The organism is Rhizobacter sp. LjRoot28, assembly GCF_964253025.1.
Lineage (GTDB): Bacteria > Pseudomonadota > Gammaproteobacteria > Burkholderiales > Burkholderiaceae_C > Rhizobacter.
The window spans coordinates 2,385,231-2,410,372 of the sequence record NZ_CAXUQC020000001.1 but is presented as its reverse complement, the minus strand read 5'-3'; the positions used below and the strand labels follow the sequence as shown (position 1 = coordinate 2,410,372).

At 66.3% G+C, this 25,142-nt stretch carries 21 protein-coding genes and 3 tRNA genes; 12 read left to right on the top strand and 12 right to left on the bottom strand.

What is annotated here, in order from left to right:
• Positions 1–2: 2 nt before the first annotated feature.
• Positions 3–854 (bottom strand): squalene synthase HpnC, encoded by an 852-nt coding sequence (gene hpnC, locus ACSQ2F_RS11125; protein WP_436022710.1) that lies wholly within the window; start codon positions 852–854, stop codon positions 3–5.
• A 159-nt stretch (positions 855–1,013) separates the two neighbouring features.
• Here hpnC and ACSQ2F_RS11120 point away from each other — a divergent pair, with 159 nt between their 5' ends.
• The 9 genes from ACSQ2F_RS11120 (at position 1,014) to ACSQ2F_RS11080 (ending at position 11,917) form a co-directional block, all read left to right on the top strand.
• The gene (locus ACSQ2F_RS11120) at positions 1,014–2,153 is read left to right on the top strand and encodes an efflux RND transporter periplasmic adaptor subunit (RefSeq protein ID WP_436022708.1); all 1,140 of its coding nucleotides are present in this window, start codon (positions 1,014–1,016) and stop codon (positions 2,151–2,153) included.
• Positions 2,150–5,323 carry an efflux RND transporter permease subunit gene (locus ACSQ2F_RS11115; protein WP_436022706.1) on the top strand — a complete coding sequence of 1,058 codons (3,174 nt, stop codon included), beginning with the start codon at positions 2,150–2,152 and terminating at the stop codon, positions 5,321–5,323. The genes ACSQ2F_RS11120 and ACSQ2F_RS11115 overlap by 4 nt, the downstream gene beginning before the upstream one ends.
• A gap of 67 nt (positions 5,324–5,390) precedes the next feature.
• Positions 5,391–5,477: transfer RNA gene (locus tag ACSQ2F_RS11110), tRNA-Leu, on the top strand.
• 30 nt (positions 5,478–5,507) lie between these two features.
• Positions 5,508–6,815: a trigger factor gene (tig, locus tag ACSQ2F_RS11105; RefSeq protein ID WP_436022704.1), complete on the top strand. Its 1,308-nt coding sequence runs from the start codon at positions 5,508–5,510 to the stop codon at positions 6,813–6,815.
• A gap of 134 nt (positions 6,816–6,949) precedes the next feature.
• The gene (clpP, locus tag ACSQ2F_RS11100) at positions 6,950–7,573 is read left to right on the top strand and encodes an ATP-dependent Clp endopeptidase proteolytic subunit ClpP (protein WP_436022702.1); all 624 of its coding nucleotides are present in this window, start codon (positions 6,950–6,952) and stop codon (positions 7,571–7,573) included.
• 144 nt (positions 7,574–7,717) lie between these two features.
• Complete coding sequence (gene clpX / locus ACSQ2F_RS11095; protein ID WP_436022700.1) at positions 7,718–8,983, top strand: ATP-dependent Clp protease ATP-binding subunit ClpX; 1,266 nt, start codon at positions 7,718–7,720, stop codon at positions 8,981–8,983.
• Between the two features lie 169 nt (positions 8,984–9,152).
• The gene (gene lon, locus ACSQ2F_RS11090) at positions 9,153–11,567 is read left to right on the top strand and encodes an endopeptidase La (protein WP_436022698.1); all 2,415 of its coding nucleotides are present in this window, start codon (positions 9,153–9,155) and stop codon (positions 11,565–11,567) included.
• 120 nt (positions 11,568–11,687) lie between these two features.
• Positions 11,688–11,763 (top strand) — tRNA-Gly (locus ACSQ2F_RS11085).
• A gap of 80 nt (positions 11,764–11,843) precedes the next feature.
• Positions 11,844–11,917, top strand: a tRNA-Cys gene (locus ACSQ2F_RS11080).
• Between the two features lie 210 nt (positions 11,918–12,127).
• On the opposite strand, the gene ACSQ2F_RS11075 is transcribed toward ACSQ2F_RS11080, so the two are convergent.
• Positions 12,128–12,730: a TetR/AcrR family transcriptional regulator gene (locus ACSQ2F_RS11075; RefSeq protein WP_436022696.1), complete on the bottom strand. Its 603-nt coding sequence runs from the start codon at positions 12,728–12,730 to the stop codon at positions 12,128–12,130.
• 94 nt (positions 12,731–12,824) lie between these two features.
• Here ACSQ2F_RS11075 and ACSQ2F_RS11070 point away from each other — a divergent pair, with 94 nt between their 5' ends.
• Both ACSQ2F_RS11070 and ACSQ2F_RS11065 read left to right on the top strand, forming a co-directional pair.
• The gene (locus ACSQ2F_RS11070) at positions 12,825–13,646 is read left to right on the top strand and encodes a metal-dependent hydrolase (protein WP_436022694.1); all 822 of its coding nucleotides are present in this window, start codon (positions 12,825–12,827) and stop codon (positions 13,644–13,646) included.
• An 81-nt stretch (positions 13,647–13,727) separates the two neighbouring features.
• Positions 13,728–14,936, top strand: coding sequence for a hypothetical protein (locus ACSQ2F_RS11065; RefSeq protein ID WP_436022692.1), 1,209 nt, complete (start codon positions 13,728–13,730; stop codon positions 14,934–14,936).
• A gap of 12 nt (positions 14,937–14,948) precedes the next feature.
• Here the strand turns inward: ACSQ2F_RS11065 and ACSQ2F_RS11060 are convergent, their stop codons facing one another.
• Genes ACSQ2F_RS11060 through ACSQ2F_RS11020 form a run of 9 tightly spaced genes read right to left on the bottom strand, consistent with a single transcriptional unit; the run spans position 14,949 to position 23,121 of the window.
• Entirely contained in the window at positions 14,949–15,989 is a 1,041-nt protein-coding gene (locus ACSQ2F_RS11060; RefSeq protein ID WP_436022690.1) for an NAD(P)/FAD-dependent oxidoreductase, read from the bottom strand.
• Positions 15,990–15,996: 7 nt separating this feature from the next.
• Entirely contained in the window at positions 15,997–16,320 is a 324-nt protein-coding gene (gene fdxA, locus ACSQ2F_RS11055) for a ferredoxin FdxA (protein WP_436022688.1), read from the bottom strand.
• A 58-nt stretch (positions 16,321–16,378) separates the two neighbouring features.
• On the bottom strand, positions 16,379–17,122 hold the full coding sequence (gene cobA / locus ACSQ2F_RS11050; protein WP_436022686.1) for a uroporphyrinogen-III C-methyltransferase: 744 nt from the start codon (positions 17,120–17,122) through the stop codon (positions 16,379–16,381).
• 13 nt (positions 17,123–17,135) lie between these two features.
• Positions 17,136–18,437 carry a sulfate adenylyltransferase subunit 1 gene (locus ACSQ2F_RS11045; protein WP_436022685.1) on the bottom strand — a complete coding sequence of 434 codons (1,302 nt, stop codon included), beginning with the start codon at positions 18,435–18,437 and terminating at the stop codon, positions 17,136–17,138.
• Positions 18,437–19,396, bottom strand: a complete 960-nt coding sequence (gene cysD, locus ACSQ2F_RS11040; RefSeq protein ID WP_436022683.1) for a sulfate adenylyltransferase subunit CysD — start codon at positions 19,394–19,396, stop codon at positions 18,437–18,439. Before cysD ends, ACSQ2F_RS11045 begins: the two co-directional genes overlap by 1 nt.
• Positions 19,393–20,151 carry a phosphoadenylyl-sulfate reductase gene (locus ACSQ2F_RS11035; RefSeq protein WP_436022681.1) on the bottom strand — a complete coding sequence of 253 codons (759 nt, stop codon included), beginning with the start codon at positions 20,149–20,151 and terminating at the stop codon, positions 19,393–19,395. Before ACSQ2F_RS11035 ends, cysD begins: the two co-directional genes overlap by 4 nt.
• 2 nt (positions 20,152–20,153) lie before the next feature.
• A complete protein-coding gene (locus tag ACSQ2F_RS11030) occupies positions 20,154–20,636 on the bottom strand; it encodes a DUF934 domain-containing protein (protein WP_436022679.1) in 483 nt (160 codons plus the stop codon).
• Between the two features lie 2 nt (positions 20,637–20,638).
• A complete protein-coding gene (locus tag ACSQ2F_RS11025) occupies positions 20,639–22,333 on the bottom strand; it encodes a nitrite/sulfite reductase (protein ID WP_436022677.1) in 1,695 nt (564 codons plus the stop codon).
• A 20-nt stretch (positions 22,334–22,353) separates the two neighbouring features.
• Complete coding sequence (locus ACSQ2F_RS11020; protein WP_436022675.1) at positions 22,354–23,121, bottom strand: sulfite exporter TauE/SafE family protein; 768 nt, start codon at positions 23,119–23,121, stop codon at positions 22,354–22,356.
• 161 nt (positions 23,122–23,282) lie between these two features.
• Between ACSQ2F_RS11020 and ACSQ2F_RS11015 the strand changes: the two genes are divergently transcribed.
• On the top strand, positions 23,283–24,227 hold the full coding sequence (locus ACSQ2F_RS11015; RefSeq protein ID WP_436022673.1) for a patatin-like phospholipase family protein: 945 nt from the start codon (positions 23,283–23,285) through the stop codon (positions 24,225–24,227).
• 272 nt (positions 24,228–24,499) lie between these two features.
• Here ACSQ2F_RS11015 and phaP read toward each other — a convergent pair whose 3' ends face one another.
• Positions 24,500–25,054 (bottom strand): TIGR01841 family phasin, encoded by a 555-nt coding sequence (phaP, locus tag ACSQ2F_RS11010; protein WP_436022671.1) that lies wholly within the window; start codon positions 25,052–25,054, stop codon positions 24,500–24,502.
• Positions 25,055–25,142: the final 88 nt, after the last annotated feature.

The window sequence follows — 25,142 nt, the reverse complement described above, 5'->3', positions numbered from 1 at the left end:
CATCAGGCTTTCTGCAGGCGGGCCAGGTGCGAGCGGGACATGCGGCAGGCGCGCCATGCCATCACGGCCGCGTCGGTCCATGCAAGCTTCGGGCGCGAGGAGAGGGTGGCGAACTGCATCGCTTCGATGCGGGCGAGGATCCGCAGACCGCCTTGAACCACCAGCCGCAGCTCCCAGCCGGCGCGGCCGGGCACGCGGTGGACGAGCGGACTGCCGGCCAGCATCATCTGGCGCGTCCATCCGACAAGATCGGCGACCAGCGCGCGGCTCGCCGGCGCATCGTCTCCGGCCAGCAAGGACTCCGGGCTCACGCCGAACCGGTCGCAATCGGCGACGGGGACATACAGGCGTCCGCGGCGGGTATCGATGGAAAGGTCCTGCCAGAAGTTGGCGAGTTGCAGCGCGCTGCAGATCCGGTCCGACTGCTCGAGGCTCGCTGGATCATCGACGCCGTACAGGTGCAGCAACAGCCGACCGACCGGGTTCGCGGAACGCTCGCAATAGCGGAGCAGTTCCTGGCGGTCGGCATAGCGGTGCTGCACCAGGTCCTGGCGAAAGGCATCGAGGAGGGCGTGGAGCAGCGGCACGGGCAACCGATGCCTGACGAGCTGCTCCCGCAAAGGCAGGAACACCCTCGCCCAGCGATCACCCGGCGCGCGGCCCGCGGCGATCACATCGAGCTCGGCTCCATAGGCGAGCAGCTCGGCCAGGCGCTCATGCGGCGGCGCGTCACCCTCGTCGGCGATGTCGTCGGCGGTGCGGGCGAAGTGATAGATAGCCGTGACCGGCGCGCGCAGTGCCGGGGGGCACAACACCGAGGCAACGGGGAAGTTTTCGTAGTGTTCGATGCTCATGTGGAGGAAGATCCGGCGCGCATTGTCGCCGCATCGTGCGGACTTCACGTGGCAGTACCCGGACGGGGATGACGCGTTGACAGGCCGCTCGGCCCGAGAATACATTACTGACCAGTCAGTCATTTAGCGCGTCGCCGCTTCGTCTTGCCGAGGAATTCCATGCGCGTTACATCCTTCGTCCCCTTGCTCGGCCTCGCGATCCTGGCCGCGTGTTCCAAGCCCGAGCCGGCGCCCACGCCCGTCCGCGCGGTTCGCACCATGACCGTCGCGACGGCCAGCACGGCCGGCACGCACGAATACGCGGCCGAAGTCCGCGCGCGCACGGAGTCGCGGCTCGGGTTCCGAGTGGGCGGCAAGATCGTCCGGCGCGCCGTCAACGTGGGCGACGCGGTGAAGCCGGGCCAATTGCTGGCGCAGCTGGATCCGCAAGACCTCAAGCTGGGCCAGGACGCCGCCCGTGCGGCCCTCGTTGCGGCCCAGGCCAACCTGGACCAGACCGAGGCGGACTACAAGCGCTTCAAGGAACTGCGCGACCAGGGCTTCATCAGCTCGGCCGAACTGGAGCGGCGCGACACCGCCTTGAAGGCGGCACGTGCCCAGTTCGATCAGGCGAGGGCGCAGTCCAGCGTGCAGGGCAACCAGGCGGCCTACGCCGCGCTTGTGGCCGATGTGGCCGGCGTCGTGACCGGCGTCGAGGCGGAGCCCGGCATGGTGGTGGCGGCCGGCGCGCCCGTCATCCGGCTTGCTCATGATGGTCCGCGTGACGTGGTGTTCTCCGTCCCTGAAGACAAGGTGGGCGTCGTCAAGTCGCTTGCTGCCCAGCCGGGCAACCTCAAGGTCCGGCCCTGGGGGAGCGATGCCCCGCCCATCCCGGCGAAGCTGCGGGAAGTCGCCGCCTCCGCCGACCCGGTCACCCGCACGTTCCTGGTGAAGGCCGACCTGGGCGACAGCCGCGACGCGCGCTCGTTGCGCCTGGGCCAGACCGCCACGGTGGTGGCGGAGACACGCAAGACCGAGGGGGTGACGAAGCTGCCCTTGTCCGCGCTGCGTGAGGACAAGGGGCGCTCGTCGGTGTGGCTCCTGGACCCGCGGACCATGACGGTCAAGACCCATGTGGTGGAAGTGGCCGGCGCCGAGGGCAACGAGGCGGTCGTCACCGGCGGCCTCGCTCCCGGCATGGTTGTCGTCACCGCCGGCGTGCATGTGCTGAACCCCGGCCAGAAGGTCAAGCAGTTCGTCGAGCCCGGGTCGTCGTCCCCCGCCGTCGCCGCCAACCCGACTGCGGTGAGCGCCAAATGAGCGAGGGCGTGGCAGCGGAACCCCGCAAGTCGTTCAACATCTCGCGCTGGGCGCTGGAGCACACGGCGCTGACGCGCTACCTCATGGTGGTGCTGATGGTGCTCGGGCTGGCCGCCTACTTCCAGCTGGGCCAGGACGAGGATCCGCCGTTCACCTTCCGGGCCATGGTTGTTCGCGCCTACTGGCCGGGCGCCACGGCGCAGCAGGTCGCCGAGCAGGTCACCGACAAGATCGAGAAGACGCTGCAGGAAGCGCCCTATGCGGACAAGATCCGCAGCTACTCCAAGCCGGGCGAGACCCTCATCATCTTCCAGGTGAAGGACTCCTCGCCGCCCAAGGAGATGCAGCAGATCTGGTACACGGTGCGCAAGAAGATCGGCGACATGCGGGGCACCTTGCCCTCGGGCGTGGTCGGCCCGTTCTTCAACGACGAGTTCGGCGACGTGTACGGCAGCATCTATGCACTCTCGGCGGACGGCTTCAACGCCGTCGAGCTCAAGACCCAGGCCGACCTGGTGCGCCAGCGGCTGCTCAAGGTCAAGGACGTCAGCAAGGTCGAGGTCTTCGGCGCGCAGGACGAGAAGATCTTCATCGAGATCTCCCAGCGCCGCCTGGCCCAGCTGGGGCTCGATTTCAACGCCGTGCTTTCCCAGTTGGGGCAGCAGAACGCCGTGGAATCCGCCGGCTCGTTCAACGCGCCCACCGACATGGTCCAGGTGCGTGTGGCGGGGCAATTCAATTCGGTGGAAGAACTCAAGGCGTTCGCCATCCGTGCGGGTGGCGCGAGCCTGAAGCTCGGCGACATCGCCACCGTGCGGCGCGGCACGGTGGACCCACCGCAGGTGAAGGTGCGCCACCAGGGCAATGAAGTCATCGCGCTCGGTATCTCCATGGCCAAGGGCGGGGACATCATCGGGCTGGGCGACTCCCTCAAGGTGGCGATGGAGGAAATCCGGGCCGACCTGCCGGTCGGCATCGAGATGACCCAGTTCCAGAACCAGTCGTCGGTGGTCGCGGGCTCGGTCAACGAGTTCATCAAGGTGCTGATCGAGGCCGTGGTCATCGTGCTGGCCGTGAGCTTCGTCAGCCTGGGTTTGCACTTCAGGAAGCCCGGGTCATGGCGCTTCACCATCGACTGGCGCCCGGGCCTGGTGGTGGGCATCACCATTCCGCTCGTGCTGGCGATCACCTTCGTCGCGATGCTGTACTGGGGCGTCGGTCTGCACAAGATCTCGCTGGGCTCGCTCATCATCGCGCTCGGCCTGCTCGTCGACGACGCGATCATCGCGGTCGAAATGATGGTGCGCAAGCTGGAGGAGGGCTACGACAAGATGCGGGCCGCCACCTTCGCCTACGAGGCAACGGCGATGCCGATGCTCACGGGCACCTTGATCACCGCCGTGGGCTTCCTGCCCATCGGCCTGGCCAACTCGGCGGTCGGCGAGTACACCTTCGCCATCTTCGCGGTGACGACGGTCGCGCTGTTGATCTCCTGGATCGTCTCGGTCTTCTTCGTCCCCTACCTGGGCACGCTGCTGCTCAAGCGTCCACCGCATGCGGGTGAGGCAGGTGCGCCTCACGAGCTGTTCGACACGCCGTTCTACGAGCGATTCCGGCGCCTGGTGCACTGGTGCGTCGCCCACCGCTGGATCACCATCGGCCTGACCGTCGCCGCCATGGGCCTGGGCGTGTTCGGCATGAGCCGGGTGCAGAACCAGTTCTTCCCGGACTCCAGCCGCCTCGATCTTCTCGTCGACCTCTGGTACCCGGAGGGGACGAGCTTCGCGGCCAACGAGGAGACCACCCGCAAGGTGGAAGCTCGCCTGCTGAAGATGGAAGGCGTGTCACAGGTTGCCACGTGGGTGGGTAGCGGCGTGCCGCGCTTCGCCCTCGTGCTGGACCAGATCTTCCCCCAGAGCAACGTGAGCCAGCTCGTCGTGCTGCCCACGGACATCGCGGCGCGCGAGCGCCTGCGCGCCGCACTGCCCGAGGTGCTGGCGACCGAATTCCCTGAGGTTCGTGCCCGGCCGAAGCTGCTGCCCAACGGACCGCCGGTGCCGTATCCGGTGCAGTTCCGCGTCGTCGGGCCGGACGCCGCCAAGGTGCGCGCGTATGCCGACGAGGTCAAGGAGGCCATGCGCCCGAACACGCTGCTGCGCGGCCTCAACGACAACTGGAACGAATCGGTCAAGGTGCTGCGTCTCGATGTCGACCAGGACAAGGCACGCGCCCTCGGCGTGTCCAGCCAGTCGATCGCCCAGGCGGCTCGATCGGTCAGCAGTGGCACCACCATCGGTCAGTACCGCGACGGCGACAAGCTGATCGACATCGTCCTGCGCACGCCGAACGAGGAGCGGCTCGCCCTGACGGACCTGGCCAATGCATACGTGCCTTCCAATTCCGGTCGCAGCATCCCGCTGGGCCAGATCGCCCAGGCGTCTTTCATGTGGGAACCGGGGGTGATGTGGCGCGAGGGTCGGGACTATGCCGTCACCGTGCAGGCCGACATCGTGGACGGCGTGCAGGGCGCCACGGTCAGCGCGCAGCTCGACCCCCTCTTCGAGCCCATCCGGGCCAAGTTGCCGCCGGGTTACCGCATCGAGGTGGCAGGTGCGGTGGAGGAGAGCAGCAAGGGGCAGGGCTCCATCGCGGCCGGCGCACCCTTGATGCTCTTCATCATGTTCACCTTGCTCATGCTGCAGCTGCACAGCTTCAGCCGGGCGGTGCTCGTGTTCCTCACCGGGCCGCTCGGCCTGCCGGGCGTCGCTGCGGCGCTGCTGCTGCTGAACCGGCCCTTCGGGTTCGTCGCGCTGCTCGGCGTCATCGCGCTGATGGGCATGATCATGCGCAACTCCGTCATCCTCATCGACCAGATCGAGCAGGACCGGGCTGCAGGTGTCGCGACCTGGGATGCGATCGTCGAATCGGCGGTGCGACGCTGTCGCCCGATCGTGCTCACGGCAGCAGCAGCCGTGCTCGCCATGATTCCGCTGTCGCGCAGCGTCTTCTGGGGCCCGATGGCCGTGGCGATCATGGGCGGACTGATCGTCGCCACGGCCCTGACATTGCTGTCGTTGCCGGCGATGTACGCGGCCTGGTTCAGGGTCAAGCGGCCCGAGGATGAGGTCCGGGCGAGTGCCGATGGACCGGTGCCCGCGACTACCGGCTAAAATGTCGGGCTGACCGAATCGCGATAGGGGAAGTCCAGGCTTCCCCTTGTTATTTTCCAGGTGCTTGGCGCGGGTGGCGAAATTGGTAGACGCACCAGGTTTAGGTCCTGACGCCAGCAATGGTGTGGGGGTTCGAGTCCCCCCCCGCGCACCAGCAAACGAACGAAACCAGAGAGTCCGAACCATGGCTGTGAACGTAGAAACCCTCGAGAAGCTCGAACGCCGCATCACGCTGACGCTCGCCGCCGATACCATCAACAACGAGGTGACGAACCGCCTCAAGCGCCTGGCCCGCACGGTCAAGGCCGACGGCTTCCGCCCGGGCAAGGTGCCCATGAGCGTCGTGTCGCAGCGCTACGGCTACTCGGTGCAGTACGAAGTGATGAACGACAAGGTCGGCCAGGCGTTTGCCGAAGCCACGGCCGAGGCCAAGCTGCGTGTCGCTGGCGCTCCCCGCATCACGGAAAAGGAAAATCCGCCCGAGGGCCAGCTGGCGTTCGACGCCACCTTCGAGGTCTACCCCGAAGTGAAGCTGGGCGACCTGTCGACCGCTGAAGTGGAGCGCGTCTCCACTGACGTCACCGAAGCCGCGATCGACAAGACCGTCGAGATCCTGCGCAAGCAGCGCCGCACCTTCGCCCAGCGCCCGGCCGGCGAGCCCGCCAGCGAAGGCGACCGCGTGACCATCGACTTCGAAGGCAAGATCGACGGCGTGCCGTTCGACGGCGGCAAGGCCGAGGGCTTCCAGTTCCTGATCGGCGAAGGCCAGATGCTCGAGGCCTTCGAAAAGGCCGTGCGCGGCATGAAGACCGGCGAGTCGAAGACCTTCCCGCTGCAGTTCCCCGAGGACTACCAGGGCAAGGACGTCGCCGGCAAGGAAGCCGACTTCCTCGTCACGGTCAACAAGATCGAGTCGCAGAACCTGCCCGTGGTCGACGAGGCGTTCGCCAAGTCGCTCGGCATTGCGGACGGCACGGTGGAAGCCCTGCGCGCCGACATCAAGAAGAACCTCGAGCGCGAAGTGAAGTTCCGCGTGCTGGCCCGCAACAAGGCCGCCGTCATGGACGCCCTGGTGAAGGTGGCCGAGCTCGACCTGCCGACCGCCCTGGTGAACGGCGAGGTCGAGCGCATGGTCGAAGCGGCTCGCGCCGACCTGAAGAAGCGTGGCGTCAAGGACGCCGAATCGGCGCCGATCCCGGCCGAGGTCTTCAAGGACCAGGCCGAGCGCCGTGTGCGCCTGGGCCTGGTGGTGGGTGAACTGGTGCGTGCCAACAACCTGTCGGCCAAGCCCGAGCAGCTGCAGGCCCACATCGAGGAAATCGCCCAGAGCTACGAGAAGCCGGCCGACGTCGTTCGCTGGTACCTCAGCGATCGCCAGCGCATGGCCGAAGTCGAAGGCGTCGTCATCGAGAACAACGTCGCCGAGTTCGTCATGAGCAAGGCACGCGTGAGCGACAAGGCACTGCCGTTCGACGAGCTGATGGCCGGCTGACACCGCTTCGCCGCCACAGGAAAAGGGTGCCAGGCCGGAAGGTCGGCACCCTTTCTCGCTTCGATGTGTGGCCTCTCTCTTGTCGTTTCATAATCGACCCCAACCTGTCGCAACTAATCTCTCAAGGACACCACATGAGCGCGCTGGAAACTCAAGGTTTGGGCTTGGTGCCCATGGTCATCGAACAGTCGGGCCGCGGCGAACGGGCGTACGACATCTACAGCCGGCTGCTGCGCGAGCGGGTGATCTTCCTGGTGGGGCCGGTCAACGACCAATCGGCCAACCTCGTGGTGGCCCAGCTGCTGTTCCTGGAAAGCGAGAACCCCGACAAGGACATCTCGCTGTACATCAACTCCCCCGGGGGTTCGGTCAGCGCCGGCATGTCGATTTTCGACACGATGCAATTCATCAAGCCGGACGTCTCGACGCTCTGCATGGGCATCGCGGCCAGCATGGGTTCGTTCCTGCTGATGGCTGGTGCCAAGGGCAAGCGCTTTGCCTTGCCGAACTCGCGCGTCATGATCCACCAGCCGTCCGGCGGTGCGCAGGGCCAGGCCACGGACATCGAGATCCATGCCCGGGAGATCCTGAAGACCCGTGAGCAGCTCAACCGCATCTATGCCGAGCGCACCGGCCAGCCGCTGGAAAAGATCCGCAGCGACATGGAGCGCGACTTCTTCATGGACCCCGAGGAATCAAAGGCCTACGGCCTCATCGACAAGGTGATCAGCAAGCGTGATCACCCCATCAATCCCTGACTTGGTCGCCCGGACAAATAACCCTCCGAGGGTGTATCCGGGCCGGTAACTGCATCTGAAACGGGGCCTTATTCGATCCCAAGGCCCCGTTTTCTTTTGCTCTATCATTGACCTAGCCTTTCCCACCCCACAGCGCGTAGATCCATGGCCGACAAAAAAGGCTCCTCGAGCGAAAAAGTCCTCTATTGCTCCTTCTGCGGCAAGAGCCAGCACGAGGTCAAGAAACTGATCGCCGGGCCCTCCGTTTTCATCTGCGACGAGTGCATCGAGCTGTGCAACGACATCATCCGTGATGAAGTGCCCGCCGACACGGCCGAGTCCAAGGCTGCGAAGTCCGACCTGCCGGCACCCGCCGAAATCAAAGCCAGCCTCGACCAGTACGTGATCGGGCAGGACACCGCCAAGCGCACGCTGTCGGTGGCCGTGTACAACCACTACAAGCGGTTGAAGCACATGTCCACGTCGAAGGACGAGGTGGAGCTGGCCAAGAGCAACATCCTGCTGATCGGCCCGACGGGCTCGGGCAAGACGCTTCTCGCCCAGACGCTCGCCCGCTTGCTCAACGTGCCGTTCGTGATTGCCGACGCCACCACGCTCACCGAGGCGGGCTATGTGGGCGAGGACGTCGAGAACATCATCCAGAAGCTCCTGCAGAACTGCAACTACGACGTCGACAAGGCGCAGCGCGGCATCGTCTACATCGACGAGATCGACAAGATCTCGCGCAAGGCCGACAACCCGTCCATCACCCGCGACGTGTCGGGCGAGGGCGTGCAGCAGGCGCTGCTGAAGCTGGTCGAAGGCACGATGGCTTCGGTGCCGCCGCAGGGCGGGCGCAAGCACCCGAACCAGGATTTTCTGCAGATCGACACCACCAACATCCTCTTCATCTGCGGCGGTGCGTTCGACGGCCTGGAGAAGGTCATCCAGAACCGTTCCGAGAAGTCGGGCATCGGCTTCGGGGCGACCGTGCACACGAAGAGCGAACGTCGGGTGTCCGAGGTCTTCCGCGAAGTCGAGCCCGAAGACCTGATCAAGTTCGGTCTCATCCCCGAGCTGGTCGGTCGCTTGCCGGTCGTCGCGACCCTGGGTGAACTCACCGAGGACGCGCTGGTGCAGATCCTCACCGAGCCCAAGAACGCGCTGCTCAAGCAGTATCAGAAGCTCTTCGCCATGGATGCCGTGGAACTCGAGGTCCGTCCGTCGGCCCTGCAGGCGATCGCCCGCAAGGCACTGGCGCGCAAGACCGGCGCACGGGGGCTTCGCTCCATCATGGAGCTGTCGCTGAACGACACCATGTTCGACCTCCCCACGCTCGAGGGCGTGGCGAAGGTGGTGCTGGATGACCACACCATCGAAGAGAACGCGAAACCGCTGCTGGTCTATCACGAGACCAAGGCGAGTGCGTGACGCGCTCGACGGACCCAAGCCGGAGGCCGCGTGGCCGGGCCTCCAGGGGAGAGCCGTCGAGTGTTCTGAGTTGAGACAGGGATCCTGAGCGCCCGAGCGGCTCACGCCGCGACGGCTTCTTGCAATTGAACGCTCGAGCCCTACATGGGCTGGAGAAAGAGAGGTTCCAATGTCTGGACATCCTGTATTGCCCGCCGAACCGATCACGCTGCCGCTGCTGCCGCTGCGCGACGTGGTGGTCTTCCCCCACATGGTGATCCCGCTGTTCGTGGGACGCCCCAAGTCCATCAAGGCCCTCGAGGCCGCGATGGAAGCCGGCCGTCAGATCATGCTCGTGGCCCAGCGGGCCGCCGGCAAGGACGAGCCCAAGCCCGATGACATGTTCGAGGTGGGCTGCGTCTCGAGCATCCTGCAGATGCTCAAGCTGCCCGACGGCACGGTGAAGGTGCTGGTCGAAGGCATCCAGCGCGCCAACACGCATGGCATCACCGACAACGGCGAGCACTTCGTGGCCGAGGTCACGCCCGTGCCGCCCGAGGCCGACACCAAGCCCGAGATCGAGGCGCTGCGTCGCGCGGTCACGCAACAGTTCGACCAGTACGTCAAGCTCAACAAGAAGATCCCGCCGGAGATCCTCACCTCCATCGCCGGCATCGATGACGCCGGTCGCCTGGCCGACACAATCGCCGCCCATCTGCCGCTCAAGCTCGAGAACAAGCAGTCCGTGCTCGACCTGTTCGCGGTCGACAAGCGCCTGGAGAAGCTCCTCGAGCAGCTCGAGCACGAGGTCGACATCCTGCAGGTGGAAAAGCGCATCCGTGGCCGTGTCAAGCGCCAGATGGAAAAGAGCCAGCGCGAGTACTACCTGAACGAGCAGGTCAAGGCGATCCAGAAGGAGCTCGGCGACGGCGAGGACGGCGCCGACATGGAAGAGCTCGAGAAGAAGATCATTGCCGCGAAGATGCCGAAGGACGCGCGCAAGAAGGTCGATGCCGAGCTCAAGAAGCTGAAGCTGATGTCGCCCATGTCCGCCGAGGCGACCGTGGTGCGCAACTACATCGACACCCTGGTCAACCTGCCCTGGACCAAGAAGACGAAGATCCGGCACGACCTCCAGTACGCCGAGCAGGTGTTGAGCGAGGACCACTACGGCCTCGAGAAGGTCAAGGACCGCATCCTCGAGTACCTCGCGGTGCAGCAGCGCGTCGACAAGGTGAAGGCGCCGATCCTGTGCCTGGTCGGCCCTCCGGGCGTGGGCAAGACCTCGCTCGGCCAGAGCGTGGCGCGCGCCACGGGCCGCAAGTTCGTTCGCATGGCGCTGGGCGGCATGCGTGACGAGGCGGAGATCCGCGGGCACCGCCGCACCTACATCGGCTCGATGCCGGGCAAGGTGCTGCAAAGCCTGTCGAAGGTCGGCACGCGCAACCCGCTGTTCCTGCTGGACGAGATCGACAAGCTGGGCATGGACTTCCGTGGTGACCCTTCCAGCGCGCTGCTGGAAGTGCTCGACCCGGAGCAGAACCACACCTTCAGCGACCATTACGTCGAGGTCGACTTCGACCTGTCGGACACGATGTTCATCGCGACCTCCAACTCGATGAACATCCCGCCGGCGCTGCTGGACCGGATGGAAGTGATTCGCCTGTCGGGCTACACCGAGGACGAGAAGTTCCACATCGTCCAGAAGTACCTGCTGCCCAAGCAGGCGAAGAACAACGGCGTGAAGGACGAGGAGCTCGAGGTCACCGAGTCGGCGATCCGCGGGATCATCCGCTACTACACCCGTGAAGCCGGCGTGCGTTCGCTCGAGCGCGAGGTGTCGAAGATCTGCCGCAAGGTGGTCAAGGGCATCCAGCTCAAGCAGTACACCGAGAAGGTCATCGTCACCGAGGACAACCTCAACGACTTCCTGGGCGTGCGCAAGTACAACTACGGCCAGGCGGAAAAGCGCGACCAGGTCGGCCAGGTGGTGGGTCTCGCGTGGACCGAAGTCGGGGGCGATCTGCTCACGATCGAGGCCGCGGTCATGCCGGGCAAGGGCGTGATCATCCGCACGGGCTCGCTCGGCGACGTGATGAAGGAGTCCGTCGAGGCTGCACGCTCGGTGGTGCGCAGCCGCGCCGCTCGCCTGGGCATCAAGGACGAACTGTTCGAGAAGCGGGACATCCACATCCACGTGCCCGACGGTGCAACGCCGAAGGACGGGCCGAGCGCGGGCGCTGCGATGACGACGGCCTTCGTGTCGGCGCTCACCGGCATCCCGGTGCGTGCGGACGTGGCGATGACCGGCGAGATCACGCTGCGTGGCGAAGTCACGGCGATCGGCGGCCTGAAGGAAAAGCTGCTCGCGGCTCACCGCGGCGGCATCAAGACGGTGCTGATTCCCGAGGAGAACGCCAAGGACCTGCAGGACATCCCGGCGAACGTGAAGAACCAGCTCGAGATCGTGCCGGTGAAGTGGATCGACCAGGTGCTCGACGTGGCACTTGCGTCCAAGCCGCAACCGCTGGCCGATGAAGAGCCGCCGAAGGTGGAGCCCAAGGCCGAACCCGCGGCAGGGACGGGCGACTCGTTGAAGCACTGAGCGAGTCGGCAAAAAGTTGATGGGAATGTGAGTCGAAACGCTTGCGTGCCCGTCAACTTCCGTCATATACTCTTGTTCTCAGCTGATGTGACGCGAAAACGTTGATTCAGTCGAGACCATGCGGGAGTAGCTCAGTTGGTAGAGCGCAACCTTGCCAAGGTTGAGGTCGCGAGTTCGAGCCTCGTCTCCCGCTCCAAACAGTAAAAGGGAAGCTTCTAACAGGGCTTCCCTTTTTGCTAAGCTCTGCCGTCTCGCTCGACGATCGGCACGGCCCACGGCGCGATAGCAAAGCGGTTATGCAACGGATTGCAAATCCGTCTAGTCCGGTTCGACTCCGGATCGCGCCTCCAGACACACACGTCGCTCGACCTGAACGCCTCGGCCCTGCCGGGGCGTTTTCGTTCGTGCTGCACTTCCGCGCTCCGGGCCGCCCGGCGATCCCCTGCCAGCAGCTGCACTGGCTAGCCGGCACGCACAGCGAACACCGACACCGCTGAGTCGCGAGCGGTGCCGACGCTTGCCTGGCCTTCGGCCGGCTGCCACAGCCTGCCGGCCTTGGCTTACCCTTGCCGCAGTGCGACCGCCCTGACCAGCTCGCTCGCGGGCACCACCAGCGCTTCCAGCGAGTCGGGGCGCTCCTGCTCGATGGCCTCGAGCACCAACTCATGGATGCCGCCCACCACCGCCATCGCCAACGCTGGCGTGAAGGGCGCGCTGGCCGGCGTGGAGCTGGGGCGTGCCGCCACCTGCAGGATGAAGCCGGCGATCTCCTGGCTCATCGCACGGCGGATGGCGAGGCCCGGCGCGCCGAGGGCGAGGATGTCGATGAACAGGGTGCGCAGGAGTACCGGGCTCGATGCCAGGCAGCCGAGGTAGGCCCGCATCGCGCCTTCGAGCTGGCCTTGCCAGGACAGCGCCGGATCAATGGCGTCGGCAAGCACGCGCAGGGCTTGGTGGCTTGCCGCGTCGTAGAGGGCGATGAGGCAGTCGGACTTGGCCACGAAGTGCTCATAGAACGTGCGGCGCGACACGGCGGCCTCGCGGACGATGTCCGTGATGGTCGTGTCGGCGTAACCCTTTTGCGCGACGGCGCGGGCCATGCCCTCGAGCAGGCGGCGTCGGGCAGGCGAGTCGACGGAAGAGGGCGGCGCAGTCTCGGACATCGGGATGGCAGGGTTGACAGTGAGGTGGCTTGGCTGGAAGATCCGACTTCCTGGTACGAATCAGTACCATGCTTCATCCAGCAGGGAGTGAATGATGACCGATCTCGTGGTGCGACGGCTGTTGATCGACCTGGAACATCCGTTCTCGCGTCACTGGTGTGGCGGAGACGCGTTCCTGACTGCGTTCTTCAACGCCTTGTCGATGAGCTTTCCCGTGGGGGAGCAGTTCTTCATCGACTCGGTGCGCAACGCCCACAAGGCGCTTCCCCTCGACAAGCAAGAGGCCCTCAAGGCGGAGGTGCAAGGGTTCGTGGGCCAGGAGGCCACGCACCGTCGAATCCATGGGCTGTTCAACGATCACCTGGAGCGACAAGGCCTTGTGAATGCCTGGGGGCCGAAGGCGCTGGTTCGCAAGCAAGTGCTGGAGGGCCTCGATGTGCGGCACCCGCTTGCCATCACTGCGGCCAACGAGCATTTCACGGCCATCTTCGCCGACTGGCTTCTCGCGCATCCGGACGTGCTGGCGGGGGCCGAGCCCCGGCTGCGCACCCTGTGGCTCTGGCATGCGGCGGAGGAAACCGAGCACAAGAGCACCGCCTTCGACGTGTACCGCGCGCTCGGCGGTGACCACGCCTGGCGGGTGAAGTGGTTTCGCCGGGCCACGGTCGTCTTCCTCACCGATGCCATGGTTCAGACGGTGCGCAACCTGCGCCGTGACGGCACGCTGTGGCGCTGGTCCACCTGGCGAAGTGCCGCTCGGCACCTGCTGGGCAGGAACGGTCTGTTCCGGGAGAGCTTCGGCCCGTGGCGGGAGTACCTCCGGCGGGACTTTCATCCGTCGCAGTACGACAGCGGACGCGCGACGCGCTGGCTTGCGGAAAACAGCGCGCTGTTCCGCCCGGTCAGCGCCACCTGATCCGGCGCAGGACGTTGGTCAATTGAGCCCGTTCCGGTCGCTCGGTACCCTTCGGGCACCTCAGCAGACCGGAGCCGGCCCATGGGCACAAAGAAGTGGACCGCCGTCGAATACGACGCCGCCAAGTACCTGAAGTCGTCCATCGGGAGCAAGCTGCAGCGGGTCGAACTGCCGCGCACCATGCTTGTCCAGGTGATCATCGACCTGGACGACGCCCTCTACCTTCCGCTCTCGAAGAATCCGACCTGGCTCCAGAAGATCCAGACGGCGGCCGCCGCCAAGGCCCGCACTGCCATGGCGGACGTCGAGAAGAAGGTGCTCGATGCGGACGCCAAGGCGCAGAAGTTCGATCCCAAGGCCGCCGCCGCCTTCACCCGCGATGTGCAGGTGACGCTGGACAAGGGCGCGCAGGCCATCGGCGACGAAATGGCCGCCGCCTGCGACAAGCTCATCAAGGACTACCAGAAGGGGCAGAAGGAGCTTGCCAAGTTCCGCGCCCGTTGTGGCGCCAAGATCGCATTGACGGCGGTGGTGGTCACGGGCGGCGCAGTGGTGTCGGTGGTTTCGGCGGGCGCCTTGTCGCCCATCGGCATCTTCGGGGTTGTGAAGGGCGGTGCGGGCATCGTCCAGGAAATCCTGAAGCTCGCCCTCAAGGCCGACCAGGTCGCGAAGATCATCCAGGGAGAGCTCTGGGCGCTCAAGAAGCTCATGAGCGAAGAGAACGCGAAGGCGAAGAAGTCGGGGCGCGTGCTGCAGGGGAGCAAGGAGGTGGGGTTGAACCTCTTCAGCAAGGCGCTCGGCGTCGAGACGCCCAGCCTGCGCAACTGCGAAACGCACATCGGGGTGCACAAGGTCGACATCGCCAAGATCGAGAAGGAGTCGAAGAAGCTTTCCGAGAAGATCTACGAGGCGCTGGACGAGCAGACCAAGGTCGCCAAGGCGCTGGCCGTGGCGAAGAAGACGCTCCCGGCTCAGAAGGTCGGCAAGATCTCGATGTCCCTGGACAAGGTCGAGAAGGCACTCGACGCCGTCTTGAAGGCCACGGTGAAAGTCAATGAGTCGATCGACGCGGCCCAGGCGCGTCAGGTGCACTTCGAGAAGGCGCTCAAGGGCATGCAGGAGGGCATTCCGGGGTGGACCAAGTGGGTGGAGATTGCCGGTGGCGTGGCCCTGGACCTCGGCCTCGGCATCCACGACGCGGCCAGCACGCTGGAGAAAGCCGTGACCATCACTGGCACCGCGGTGCAGACCATCGGCAGCGAGTTGGTCGACGTGACGGCAAAGAAGTAATCCGCCGGGTAGTCAGCTCGAAGTTGCGCCCAGCAACTGGTGCAGTCGGGTGCTGGTGGTGGTGTACTGCAGCTGGATGCGCTGGTCCGGGTAGAGGCGGGCAGCGACGCCGAACGAAGCCAGTGCGGCTTCGTGGAAGGCCGACAGGATGAGGCGCTTCTTGCCGGGATAGGTGACCAGGTCGCCGATGGCGAAGACGCCAGGCACGTTCGTCTCGAAGGTACCGGGGTCGACGTTCACCTGCTTGCGTTCCATGGCGATGCCCCAATCGGCGATGGGCCCGAGCTTCGGGCTCAGGCCAAGGCACACCGCGAGGGCATCGAGAGGAAGGCGCATCGACTGCGCGTCGCCATGGGCGACCTGCAGGGCGCAGAGGTGGCCATCGTCGCTTGTCTCGAATCCGGTGGGTTGACCCGCGACGAAGGCGAGCCGGCCATCCGCCATGCGGGCCCGGACGGCGTCCACCGTCGCGGCCTCTGCCTGGAACACATCGCGTCGGTGCAGCAACGTCACCTGGCGCGGTTGTCCGATGCCTGGTTCGGTGAGGGCCAGTGCGGCCTCCAGGGCCTGGTCGATTCCCCCCGCCACAACGACCGCTCGTCCCGAGAATGCGCCAGCGCGTGGCATGCCGTGCACGAGGTCGGACGCGGGAAGACGATCGAGTCCTTCCAAAGGCAGGCGACGTGGCTGGAAGGCGCCGACACCGGCCGCGACGATCACGGCCTTCGCAGTGAAGACGGTGCCCGTGGAGGTCTCCACGCGCAGCCGGCCGTCGTCCAGGCGTGACAGGCCGTTCACCTCCTGACCGAGATGAAATGCCGGCTTGAAGGGCGCAGCCTGTCGAAGCAGGTTGTCGACAAGTTCACGCGCCGTGCAGCGGGGCACACCGGGAATGTCGTAGATGGGTTTGTCGGGGTACAGCTCGATGAGCTGACCGCCGGGAGCTGGCAAGGCGTCGACAACGTGCGCGCCAATTTCCAGCAGACCGAGCTCGAACACCTGGAACAGGCCGGCCGGGCCGGCCCCGATCACGACGGTGTCGGTCTCGATCACTGCGACGTCACTTGACGAGTTCGGACAGCTTTCCGGTGCGGTCTTTCCACTCGTCGGCGTCGGGCAGCGCCGCCTTGCGCTTGGTGATGCTGGGCCAGCCCTTGGCGAGGTCGGCGTTGATCTTGATCATGTGCTGCTGATCGCCAGGCACGTCTTCCTCCGGCATGATCGCGTTGACCGGGCACTCGGGAATGCACACGGCGCAGTCGATGCACTCGTCCGGGTCGATCGACAGGAAGTTGGGGCCCTCGCGGAAGCAGTCGACGGGGCACACGTCCACACAGTCGGTGTATTTGCAGCGGATGCAGGCTTCGGTGACGACGTGGGTCATGGCTGGAATGCAGAAGTTGGGTCTGTTGAGGTCCACCCCGAGGGTGAACCTGGAGATTTTAGCGGGTGCCCCCGGGGGTGGCACCTTGAGGGACGTCACGGGAAGGGTCGATCGCTCCGGCGCCTGCACCGACCACGACCACCGCAGGGCGGTCCGCATGCAGCGGCGTGGCGTCGTCGAGCGTGGCGACGGTGTGTTCGGTGTGCAAGCTGTCGGGCCAGCCCGCGCGCGACACCACGCTCACCGGCGTCGCGGCCGACCATCCCGCCGCAAGCAGACGGGCCGACAAGGCCGCCAGTTGCTTGGCCGCCATGTAGAACACCTCGGTGTCGGCGGTGCGGCTGCTGAGCACTTCTCCGGTGCGGGTCATGGCGGTGGTCAGGCTCAGGCTGCGACCGTTGCCGCGCCGGGTGAGCGGGCGACGCGTGGCCGCCGCCGCCGCGAGTGCCGACGTGACGCCTGGTACCACTTCGCTCGAGATGCCGGCGTGCGCCAGCGCTTCGAGTTCTTCCTCGAGCCGGCCGAAGATGCTGGGGTCGCCGCCTTTCAGCCGGACGACGACCGCATGCGCCAGGGCGTTCTCGACCAGAAGGCGGTTGATCTCGTCCTGGCCCATGCTGTCCGGCCTGAAGCCGCGCTTGCCGACGTGAATCCATCGGGCGTCGGGGGCCATCTCCTTCAGTGCCGGATCCGTGAGGGCGTCGTAAAGCACCACGTCGGCCTGCGCGAGGCGGGCCGCCCCGCGCAGCGTGATGAGGTCGGCTGCGCCAGGTCCGGCACCGATGAAGACGACGTGGCCCATGCGGCGTGCCGGGTCAGGCGGCGGCCTTGACGAGCAGGGCACCGCTCGTGCGGTTGCTGGCCGGGTCCACGATGATCAGCGCACCGCCCACGCGGTTCTGGCCGTAGGCTTCCACCGGCAGCGCCTGCTGGGTCTCGATGACCACGTGGCCGATTTCGTTGACCGCCAGTTCGTGCGCTTCAGTGGCCTCGAGCGTGTGAATGTCCAAGCGGCTTTCGATGCTGGCGATGCGGGCCTGAACCCAACGGTTGCCATGGCGCACCCAGTACTTGCGGCCCACGACCGCCGGCTCGGTGTCGAGCCAGGCCAGGGTCGCGGCGAAGCGCTGGGTTTCCTTGATGGTGCCCGGCGTGCCGATCCAGTCGCCACGCGAGACGTCGAGCTGCCGGTCGAGCACCACGCCGGCGGACTGGCCGGCCGACACGACGTCGACGGTGGAACCGGCCAGGCGCACTTCAGCAACGGTGGCCTGCTGGCCGCTCGGGAACAGCTGGATCGCGTCGCCTGCCTTCACCTGGCCGTGGGCGATGCGCCCCCAGAGCGTGCGCGGCTGGTTGCCGGTGCCTTCACCTTCGCGCGCGACGTATTGCACGGGCATGAGCAAGTCGCCGTCCTTGCGTTCCTGCAATGCCGGCAGGCTCTCGAGCACCTGCAGCAGCGACGGGCCGTCGTACCAGTCGGCGTCGAGCGGCTGGGTGACGTTGTCGCCGCGGAGGGCGGACACGGGAATGACACCGGCCACGGTGATGCCGGCATGTCTCGCGAAGGCCAGCAGGGCTTCGCGCACCGTCTCGAAGGCGAGCGCCGGATCGGCGACCGCGTCGAGCTTGTTGACCGCGAAGACGATGCTCGGCACACGCAGCAGGTGGGCGAGCAGCGCATGGCGGCGCGTCTGCGGCAGGAGGGCTACCGGCCGTGCGGCAATGTCGATCTTCGTGATGTCGACCAGTACCACGGCTGCATCGCTGCCCGCCGCGGCTGTGACCATGTTGCGCGTGTACTGCTCGTGGCCGGGCGCGTCGGCGATGATGAACTTGCGCTGCTTGGTCGCGAAGTAGCGGTAGGCCACGTCGATGGTGATGCCTTGCTCGCGCTCGGCTTCGAGCCCGTCCGTCAGCAGGGACAGGTCGATCGGTGCGCCGGCGGCACGCTTCTCCAGCGTGTCGAGCTGATCGGCGAGGATGGCGCGGCTGTCGTACAGCAGGCGGCCGATCAGGGTGCTCTTGCCGTCGTCCACGCTGCCCGCGGTGAGGAAGCGCAGGGCGCGGTGGTCCTTGACCACAGGGGCGGCGGAGCCGGAAACGGGGGCGGTCATCAGAAATATCCTTCTTTCTTGCGGCGTTCCATCGAGGCGTCGGAGGTGCGATCGTCCATGCGGGTCGCGCCGCGCTCGCTCACGGTCACCTTCAGGGTTTCGGCCACGATGTCGGTCGCGTTCGAGGCGGGGCTTTCCACCGGGCAGGTGCAGGTCATGTCGCCCACGGTGCGGAAGCGCACCAGGGCCGATTCGACGGTTTCGCCGGCCTCGGGCGGCGTCACGTCGGTGAGCGGGACCAGCAGGCCCTTGCGGCGGATCACCTGGCGCTCGTGCGCGAAGTACAAGCTCGGCAGGGGAATGTTCTCCCGGGCGAGGTACAGCCAGACGTCGAGCTCCGTCCAGTTGCTGATCGGGAAGGCACGCATGTGCTCGCCCGGCTTGATGCGCGTGTTGAAAAGCGTCCACAGTTCGGGGCGCTGCTCCTTGGGCTGCCATTGGCCGAAGCTGTCGCGGTGCGAGAAGATGCGCTCTTTCGCCCGCGCCTTTTCCTCGTCGCGGCGGGCGCCGCCAAGCAGCACGTCGAAGCGGTGCTCCTCGATCGCCTCGAGCAGCGCGACCGTCTGGTGACCGTTGCGCGACTCGAGCGGGTGCGACAGGCGAACGGTGCCACGACGAATGGAGTCCTCCAGGTGCCCGACGACCAGGCGCTCGCCCATCTCGGCGACGCGGCGGTCACGGAACTCGATCACCTCGGGAAAGTTGTGGCCGGTGTCCACGTGCAGCAACGGGAAGGGCAGGCGCCCCTTGAACTCGCCGTCGGCGCCGCGTGTCTTGAAGGCCTTCTCGGCCAGGCGCAACACCACGCAGGAGTCCTTGCCGCCGGAGAAGAGCAGGGCAGGGCGCTCGAAGGCCGCGACGGTCTCGCGCAGGATGAAGATGGCTTCCTCCTCGAGCCAGTCGAGGTGCGTGTGGTCGAGCTCGGGGAGCAGCTGCTCCACGGTCAGCGGGGCGTTCATGAACGGTCTCCAATCAGGGAAGAGACGGGCTCTGCAGCCGCGTCTTCGTGGACGTGCAGGCCGCACTCCTTGGCTTTCTCATCCTCCCACCACCACCGGCCTGCGCGGAAGTCCTCGCCGACGGCAATGGCACGGGTGCACGGCTCGCAGCCGATGCTGGGCATGAATTCGTCGTGCAGCGGGTTGTAGGGCACCTGGTGCAGCGCGATGTAGTGCCAGATGTCGTTCCAGGTCCAGTCCGCGAGCGGGTTGTATTTCGTGCGGCCCTTGTCATCGGCCTCGACGAAGGGAACGTCGCCACGGTTGTTCGACTGCTCACGGCGCAGGCCCGTCACCCAGGCGCTGCGGTCGGCCAGCATGCGGGACAGGGGCTCGAGCTTGCGGATGCCGCAGCAGCCCTTGCGCAGGTCGATGCTCTCGTACATTGCCCGTTCGCCGTGGGTCTTGACGAAGTGGATGACGGCATCGGCCTCGGGCCGGTACACCTCGACCGTCAAGCCGTAGCGCTGCTCGATGCGCGGAATGAGTGCGACGGTCTGCTCGTGCAGCTTGCCGGTCTCGAGCGTGCCGATGGCGATGGCGACGCCGTGCCGGGCAATGAGGTCGGTCAGCACCATGTCCTCGGCGCCGAGGCTCGTGGCCTGGACGACGCGGCCCGCATGGTCGCGCGCCGCCTCCTGCAACACGCTGACGGCGTGGGCGACGCGGCTGTCGAAGTCGGGCGTCAGCCGATCGTAGAGGGCGATGGCGGTCATGGTCAGCTCCGTGCGAAGACCGGGTGGTTGTCCTCGACGTCCCCTTGATAGTGGCCGGGGAAGAAGGACATGGCGCGTTCGGCGTCGGCGCGGATCTGGTCGCCGCGCAGCACCACCGCATCGAAGCCGGTGCGCTTGAGCAGGGGCATCATGTCGACCAGGACCTCGCCGGTCGCGCGGACTTCGCCCTGGAACCGGTAGCGCGAGCGCAGCAGGCGTGCCTGGCTGTAGGCGCGGCCGTCGACCCACTTCGGGAAGTGCAGCGCCACCAGCGAGAGCCGGGACAGGTCGGCCGCCAGCGATTCGATCTCGTCGTCATTCCCGATGGACACGCCGACGGGCATGCCTTCGGGCCAGTGGGCACGAACCGCATGCCACTGCATCAGCGTCAGCAGGCTGAACGGCGCAGGGGTGAGCGTTACCATGGGGCCGTCCTCGCCCGTGATGGTGTGCCATTGGTCGTGGTGGGTGTCGATGAACTTCATGGTCAGGCGGCCTTGGCGGTGCTGCGGCGGGCGGCGTTGGCGGCCGCCTTGAACGGGTCGAGCCCGACACGCTTGACCGTGTCGATGAACAGCTCGTTGGCGGCGCGCTGGTGGCGGTAGGTCTCGATGACGGCCTCGATCACATCGGGCACTTCGTCCGCGGCGAACGACGGCCCGATCACCTTGCCCGGTGCGGCATCGCCACTGATGCGTGAGCCGTCGGAGCCGCCGAGCGACACCTGGTACCACTCCATGCCGTCCTTGTCGACGCCGAGGATGCCGATGTGGCCGCTGTGGTGGTGGCCGCAGGAGTTGATGCAGCCGCTCATGTGCAGGTCGATGTCGCCGATGTCGTAGAGCTCGTCGAGGTCGGCGAAGCGCTCCGCGATGGCGGCCGCGATGGGAATGGAGCGGGCGTTCGCCAGCGCGCAGAAGTCACCGCCCGGGCAGTTGATCATGTCCGTCAGCAGGCCGATGTTCGGGGCGGCAAAGCTGGCGGCGCGAGCGGCCTCCCAGACGGCGAAGAGGTCTTCCTCGCGGATCCAGGGCAGGACGAGGTTCTGATCGTGCGAGACGCGGATCTCTCCGTGGCTGAAGCGGTCCGCCAGATCGGCGGCCTGGTCCAGCTGCGTGTCGGTGGCATCGCCGGGGGCCTGGCCGGGGCGCTTGAGCGACAGGGTGACGGCACGGTAGCCGCTCAGCCGATGGGCATGCACGTTGCGCTCGAGCCAGCGCTTGAACGACACGGGGGCATCGGCCGGCACGTAGAAGTCGGACGGGCGCGCTGCCACGCCTTCCGGGACGACAAAGCTGCGGGCTACGCGGTCGAGTTCGGCCTGGGGAATGAGGTGCGCCGGACCGTCGACATCGTGCTCCATGATGTTGAGGAACTCGCGCTCGACGTCGTCGACGAACTTCTGGCCCTCGGCCTTGACGAGAATCTTGATCCGCGCCTTGTACATGTTGTCGCGGCGGCCGTGCTGGTTGTACACGCGAACGATGGCTTCGATGTACACGAGGATCTGCTGCCAGGGCAGGAACTCCCGGATGACGGTGCCGACCACGGGGGTGCGCCCCATGCCACCGCCCACGAGGACCTTGAAGCCGACCTCACCCGCCTCGTTCTTCAGCAGGTGCAGGCCGATGTCATGCCAGGCCGTGGCCGCGCGGTCTTCCGCCGCGCCGGAGACGGCGATCTTGAACTTGCGCGGCAGGAAGGCGAACTCCGGGTGCAGCGTGCTCCACTGGCGGAGCACTTCGCAGTACGGGCGCGGATCGACGATCTCGTCGGGCGCGATGCCGGCGAAGCAGTCCGTGGTGGTGTTGCGGATGCAGTTGCCGCTCGTCTGGATGCCATGCATGTCCACCTCGGCCAGCGCGTCCATCACGTCCGCGCTGCGGTCGAGCGGAATCCAGTTGTACTGGACGTTCTGCCGGGTGGTCAGGTGGGCGTAGCCGCGGTCGTATTCCCGCGCGATGCGGGCGAGGCCCCGGATCTGACGGGACGTCAGGTCGCCATAGGGAACGGCCACGCGCAACATCGGCGCATGGCGCTGGATGTACCAGCCGTTCTGCAGCCGCAGGGGGCGGAACTCGTCGTCGCCAAGCGTGCCCGCCTGGTTGCGCTCGAGCTGGTCCCGATACTGGGCCGCTCGCTGCTTGACGAACTGGCGGTCGAAGGAGGTGTACTGGTACATCGTCTAGAAGTGCGTTGGTGTCAGGTGATGACCTTGAGGCCTGCGGTGACGAGCGAGATGCAGAGCAGGGCTCGCACCAGGCCGTCGGGCATTTTCTTCGTGAGCTGGGCTCCGATCCAGATGCCGGGCAGGGAGCCGACCAGCAGCGCGGCCAGCAGGCCCCAGTTCACATGCCCCATTGTCGCGTGTCCGATGCCCGCCACGAGCGTCAGCGGTACGGCATGTGCAATGTCGGTTCCCACCAGTCGCCTGGCATCGAGCCGCGGATACAGCAGAAGGATCAAGGTGGCGCCCACGGCGCCCGCCCCGATGGAGCTCAGCGTGACGAGCACCCCGAGCAGGACACCGGAGACGACCGTAAAGAACGGTTTGCGCGACGGCGGAATCCACCGCTCCAGCCGGAGGCCCACGCCATGCCAGACCCCGCGGAAGGCCACAGTCACCGCGGTGAGCAGCAAGGCGATGCCCAGCGAGAAGGTGAGGGCGCTTGCCCACCCCTTGGTGATGCCCGTGAAGTGCATCAATGCCAGCGTGGCCATGGCGGCCGGCAGGCTGCCCGCCAGAAGCAGCAGGGTGATGCGGCCGTCGACGTGCCCATGGCGCTGGTGCGCCACGGCACCCGACACCTTGGTGATCGCCGCGAACCAGAGGTCCGTACCGATCGCCACCGCCGGATTGAGCCGGAACACGGTGAGCAGCAGCGGCGTCATCAGTGAGCCGCCGCCCACGCCGGTCATCCCGACGATGGCGCCCACGCCGAACCCACTCAAGATTGCAATCGGATCCATCTGGTACTTTGTTCATCGCCAAGCCCGCCCACGGCATGCAGCAGCCCATGAACCAGTGGAGCAATGTAGCGAGCGCGCTTATGTCGAGGAAGTACTTTTTGGTTGATTGTTAATTCCTGTGGGGAATGAAGAGCCTGGACCCCGCCTTTTACAATCGCCCCATGATCCGATTCGTTACCCGCCATTGCCGTGCATGGCGATCCCTCGCTGCGCTCCTGCTTGCCATCTCGCTGGTCGCCTGCCAGACCGCACCGGTCGTGCCTCCGCCCGTGGAGCCGGCGGCGCCGGTGATTCCCGTGCCGGACCCTCTCGCCGTGCCGAAAGTGCCCAAGCCGCCCCGGATCGGCTTGGCGCTCGGCGGCGGTGCAGCTCGTGGCTTCGCCCACATCGGCATCATTCAGGTGCTGGAAGAAAACGGCATCAAGCCGGACCTCGTCGTCGGCACCTCGGCCGGCAGTTTGGTGGCGGCCCTCTATGCATCGGGCAAGGGCGGCGCCGCACTCGCTTCCACGGCGCAAACCATGGACGAATCGACGTTTGCCGACTGGGCCTTCCCGGGGCGCGGCCTGATCCGAGGTGAGGCGCTGGCCCGCTTCGTTCGGGACCAGACGGGCGGGCGCACCATCGAGGGCATGAAGCTGCCGCTGGGCATCGTGGCCACCGACCTCGACAGCGGGCAGCCCATCCTCTTCCAGCGCGGCGATCCGGGTGTCGCCGTCCGGGCGTCGAGTGCTGTGCCGGCCGTGTTCCAGCCGGTGCGGATCGGCGCTCGCGAGTACGTCGACGGTGGGCTCGTGTCGCCCGTGCCGGTGCGGTTCGCGCGGCAAATGGGTGCGGAGCTCATCATCGCGGTCGACATCTCGGCCGTGCCGGACGGCAACCCGACCAGCGACCCGATGCGCATGCTGCTGCAGACCTTCGCGATCATGGGACGCAGCATCAACCACTTCGAGCTTCGGGAGGCGGACGTCGTCATGCGGCCCAAGCTGGCCGGCGTGTCGGGGGCCGACTTCACCTCGCGCGCAAAGTCCATCCAGGCCGGGCGCGCGGCGGCCACGGCCGCCCTCGGTGACCTTCGCGCCCGGATCGCCGCCAAGACGCACTGACCGTCACCGTTCCGCCCAACGCGGTACAGCGGCCGGCATGGGCGGCGGCGGCGCCGCAGATCGCCGACGCGCTTCGCCGTCGTGCTGGTGGCGACGGATTCCATCGAGCGAAGGCGCAAGGCCCAAACAAAAAGGGCCCGGCGTTGCCGCCGGGCCCCAAGATACCGATCAGGTACCGAGAAGACAACCTTCAAAACACCCGCGAGGAGTCACCCGCGGCAATGGTGTGACAGGCCGCCTCGTGAAAAGTTCACTCTCGGCACCTTCAGCCCTCAGGCCGCGCGCTTGGGCTTGACCGTCGCGCTTTGGGAAGCCTTGACCGCGCTGGTGGTCATGGCCTGCAAGTTGGCTTCCGCGACATCGGCGGCCTGCTTGGCTGCCTTGTGCACGCTCTCGTAAGCGTTGTTGGCGGCGGCCACGGCCGACTTCACCAGGGCGACGGCGTTCTCGGTGCCGGCCGGCGCGTTCTTGACGGCGTTGTCGACGACGGACAGGAACTTCTGCTGGGCTTCGCTGGCTTGCACTTCGGCCGTCTTGCTCAGGTCGGCGTTCGTGGCGGCGGCGATGTCATAGAGGTGACGGCTGTAGGCAGCGGCTTTTTCGGCGGCGGGCTGCAGCAGGCTGGCTTGCAGAGCGAGCAGTTCCTGCGCGTCCTTGACCGACATGGCGGCCTTGGTCGTCTCGGCGACTTCGCCCAGCGCGGCCTTGGCCACTTGCAGGTTCAGTTCGACGAGCTTCTCGATGCCTTCGAATGCCTTGCCGGTGAGGCCGAAAAGGGTGTCGATGTTGGCCTTGTGAGCGGCAACCAGTTGTTCAGGGGTCAGCATGTTCAAAATCTCCATTGGTTCAGGGACTTGATACAGCCTTTGCTGCGCTGCACCATGACCGAAGTATTGCGCACTGCAGCGTGCATTT

Coding starts and splice junctions, on each gene's coding strand:
- clpP (WP_436022702.1), top strand. CDS start 6,950: ATGAGCGCGCTGGAAACTCAAGGTTTGGGCTTGGTGCCCATGGTCATC.
- ACSQ2F_RS11075 (WP_436022696.1), bottom strand. CDS start 12,730: ATGTCCGAGACTGCGCCGCCCTCTTCCGTCGACTCGCCTGCCCGACGC.
- phaP (WP_436022671.1), bottom strand. CDS start 25,054: ATGCTGACCCCTGAACAACTGGTTGCCGCTCACAAGGCCAACATCGAC.
- lon (WP_436022698.1), top strand. CDS start 9,153: ATGTCTGGACATCCTGTATTGCCCGCCGAACCGATCACGCTGCCGCTG.
- cobA (WP_436022686.1), bottom strand. CDS start 17,122: ATGGGCCACGTCGTCTTCATCGGTGCCGGACCTGGCGCAGCCGACCTC.
- ACSQ2F_RS11020 (WP_436022675.1), bottom strand. CDS start 23,121: ATGGATCCGATTGCAATCTTGAGTGGGTTCGGCGTGGGCGCCATCGTC.
- fdxA (WP_436022688.1), bottom strand. CDS start 16,320: ATGACCCACGTCGTCACCGAAGCCTGCATCCGCTGCAAATACACCGAC.
- tig (WP_436022704.1), top strand. CDS start 5,508: ATGGCTGTGAACGTAGAAACCCTCGAGAAGCTCGAACGCCGCATCACG.
- hpnC (WP_436022710.1), bottom strand. CDS start 854: ATGAGCATCGAACACTACGAAAACTTCCCCGTTGCCTCGGTGTTGTGC.
- cysD (WP_436022683.1), bottom strand. CDS start 19,396: ATGAACGCCCCGCTGACCGTGGAGCAGCTGCTCCCCGAGCTCGACCAC.
- ACSQ2F_RS11025 (WP_436022677.1), bottom strand. CDS start 22,333: ATGTACCAGTACACCTCCTTCGACCGCCAGTTCGTCAAGCAGCGAGCG.
- ACSQ2F_RS11065 (WP_436022692.1), top strand. CDS start 13,728: ATGGGCACAAAGAAGTGGACCGCCGTCGAATACGACGCCGCCAAGTAC.
- ACSQ2F_RS11115 (WP_436022706.1), top strand. CDS start 2,150: ATGAGCGAGGGCGTGGCAGCGGAACCCCGCAAGTCGTTCAACATCTCG.
- ACSQ2F_RS11045 (WP_436022685.1), bottom strand. CDS start 18,437: ATGACCGCCCCCGTTTCCGGCTCCGCCGCCCCTGTGGTCAAGGACCAC.
- ACSQ2F_RS11035 (WP_436022681.1), bottom strand. CDS start 20,151: ATGACCGCCATCGCCCTCTACGATCGGCTGACGCCCGACTTCGACAGC.
- ACSQ2F_RS11070 (WP_436022694.1), top strand. CDS start 12,825: ATGACCGATCTCGTGGTGCGACGGCTGTTGATCGACCTGGAACATCCG.
- ACSQ2F_RS11120 (WP_436022708.1), top strand. CDS start 1,014: ATGCGCGTTACATCCTTCGTCCCCTTGCTCGGCCTCGCGATCCTGGCC.
- ACSQ2F_RS11015 (WP_436022673.1), top strand. CDS start 23,283: ATGATCCGATTCGTTACCCGCCATTGCCGTGCATGGCGATCCCTCGCT.
- clpX (WP_436022700.1), top strand. CDS start 7,718: ATGGCCGACAAAAAAGGCTCCTCGAGCGAAAAAGTCCTCTATTGCTCC.
- ACSQ2F_RS11030 (WP_436022679.1), bottom strand. CDS start 20,636: ATGAAGTTCATCGACACCCACCACGACCAATGGCACACCATCACGGGC.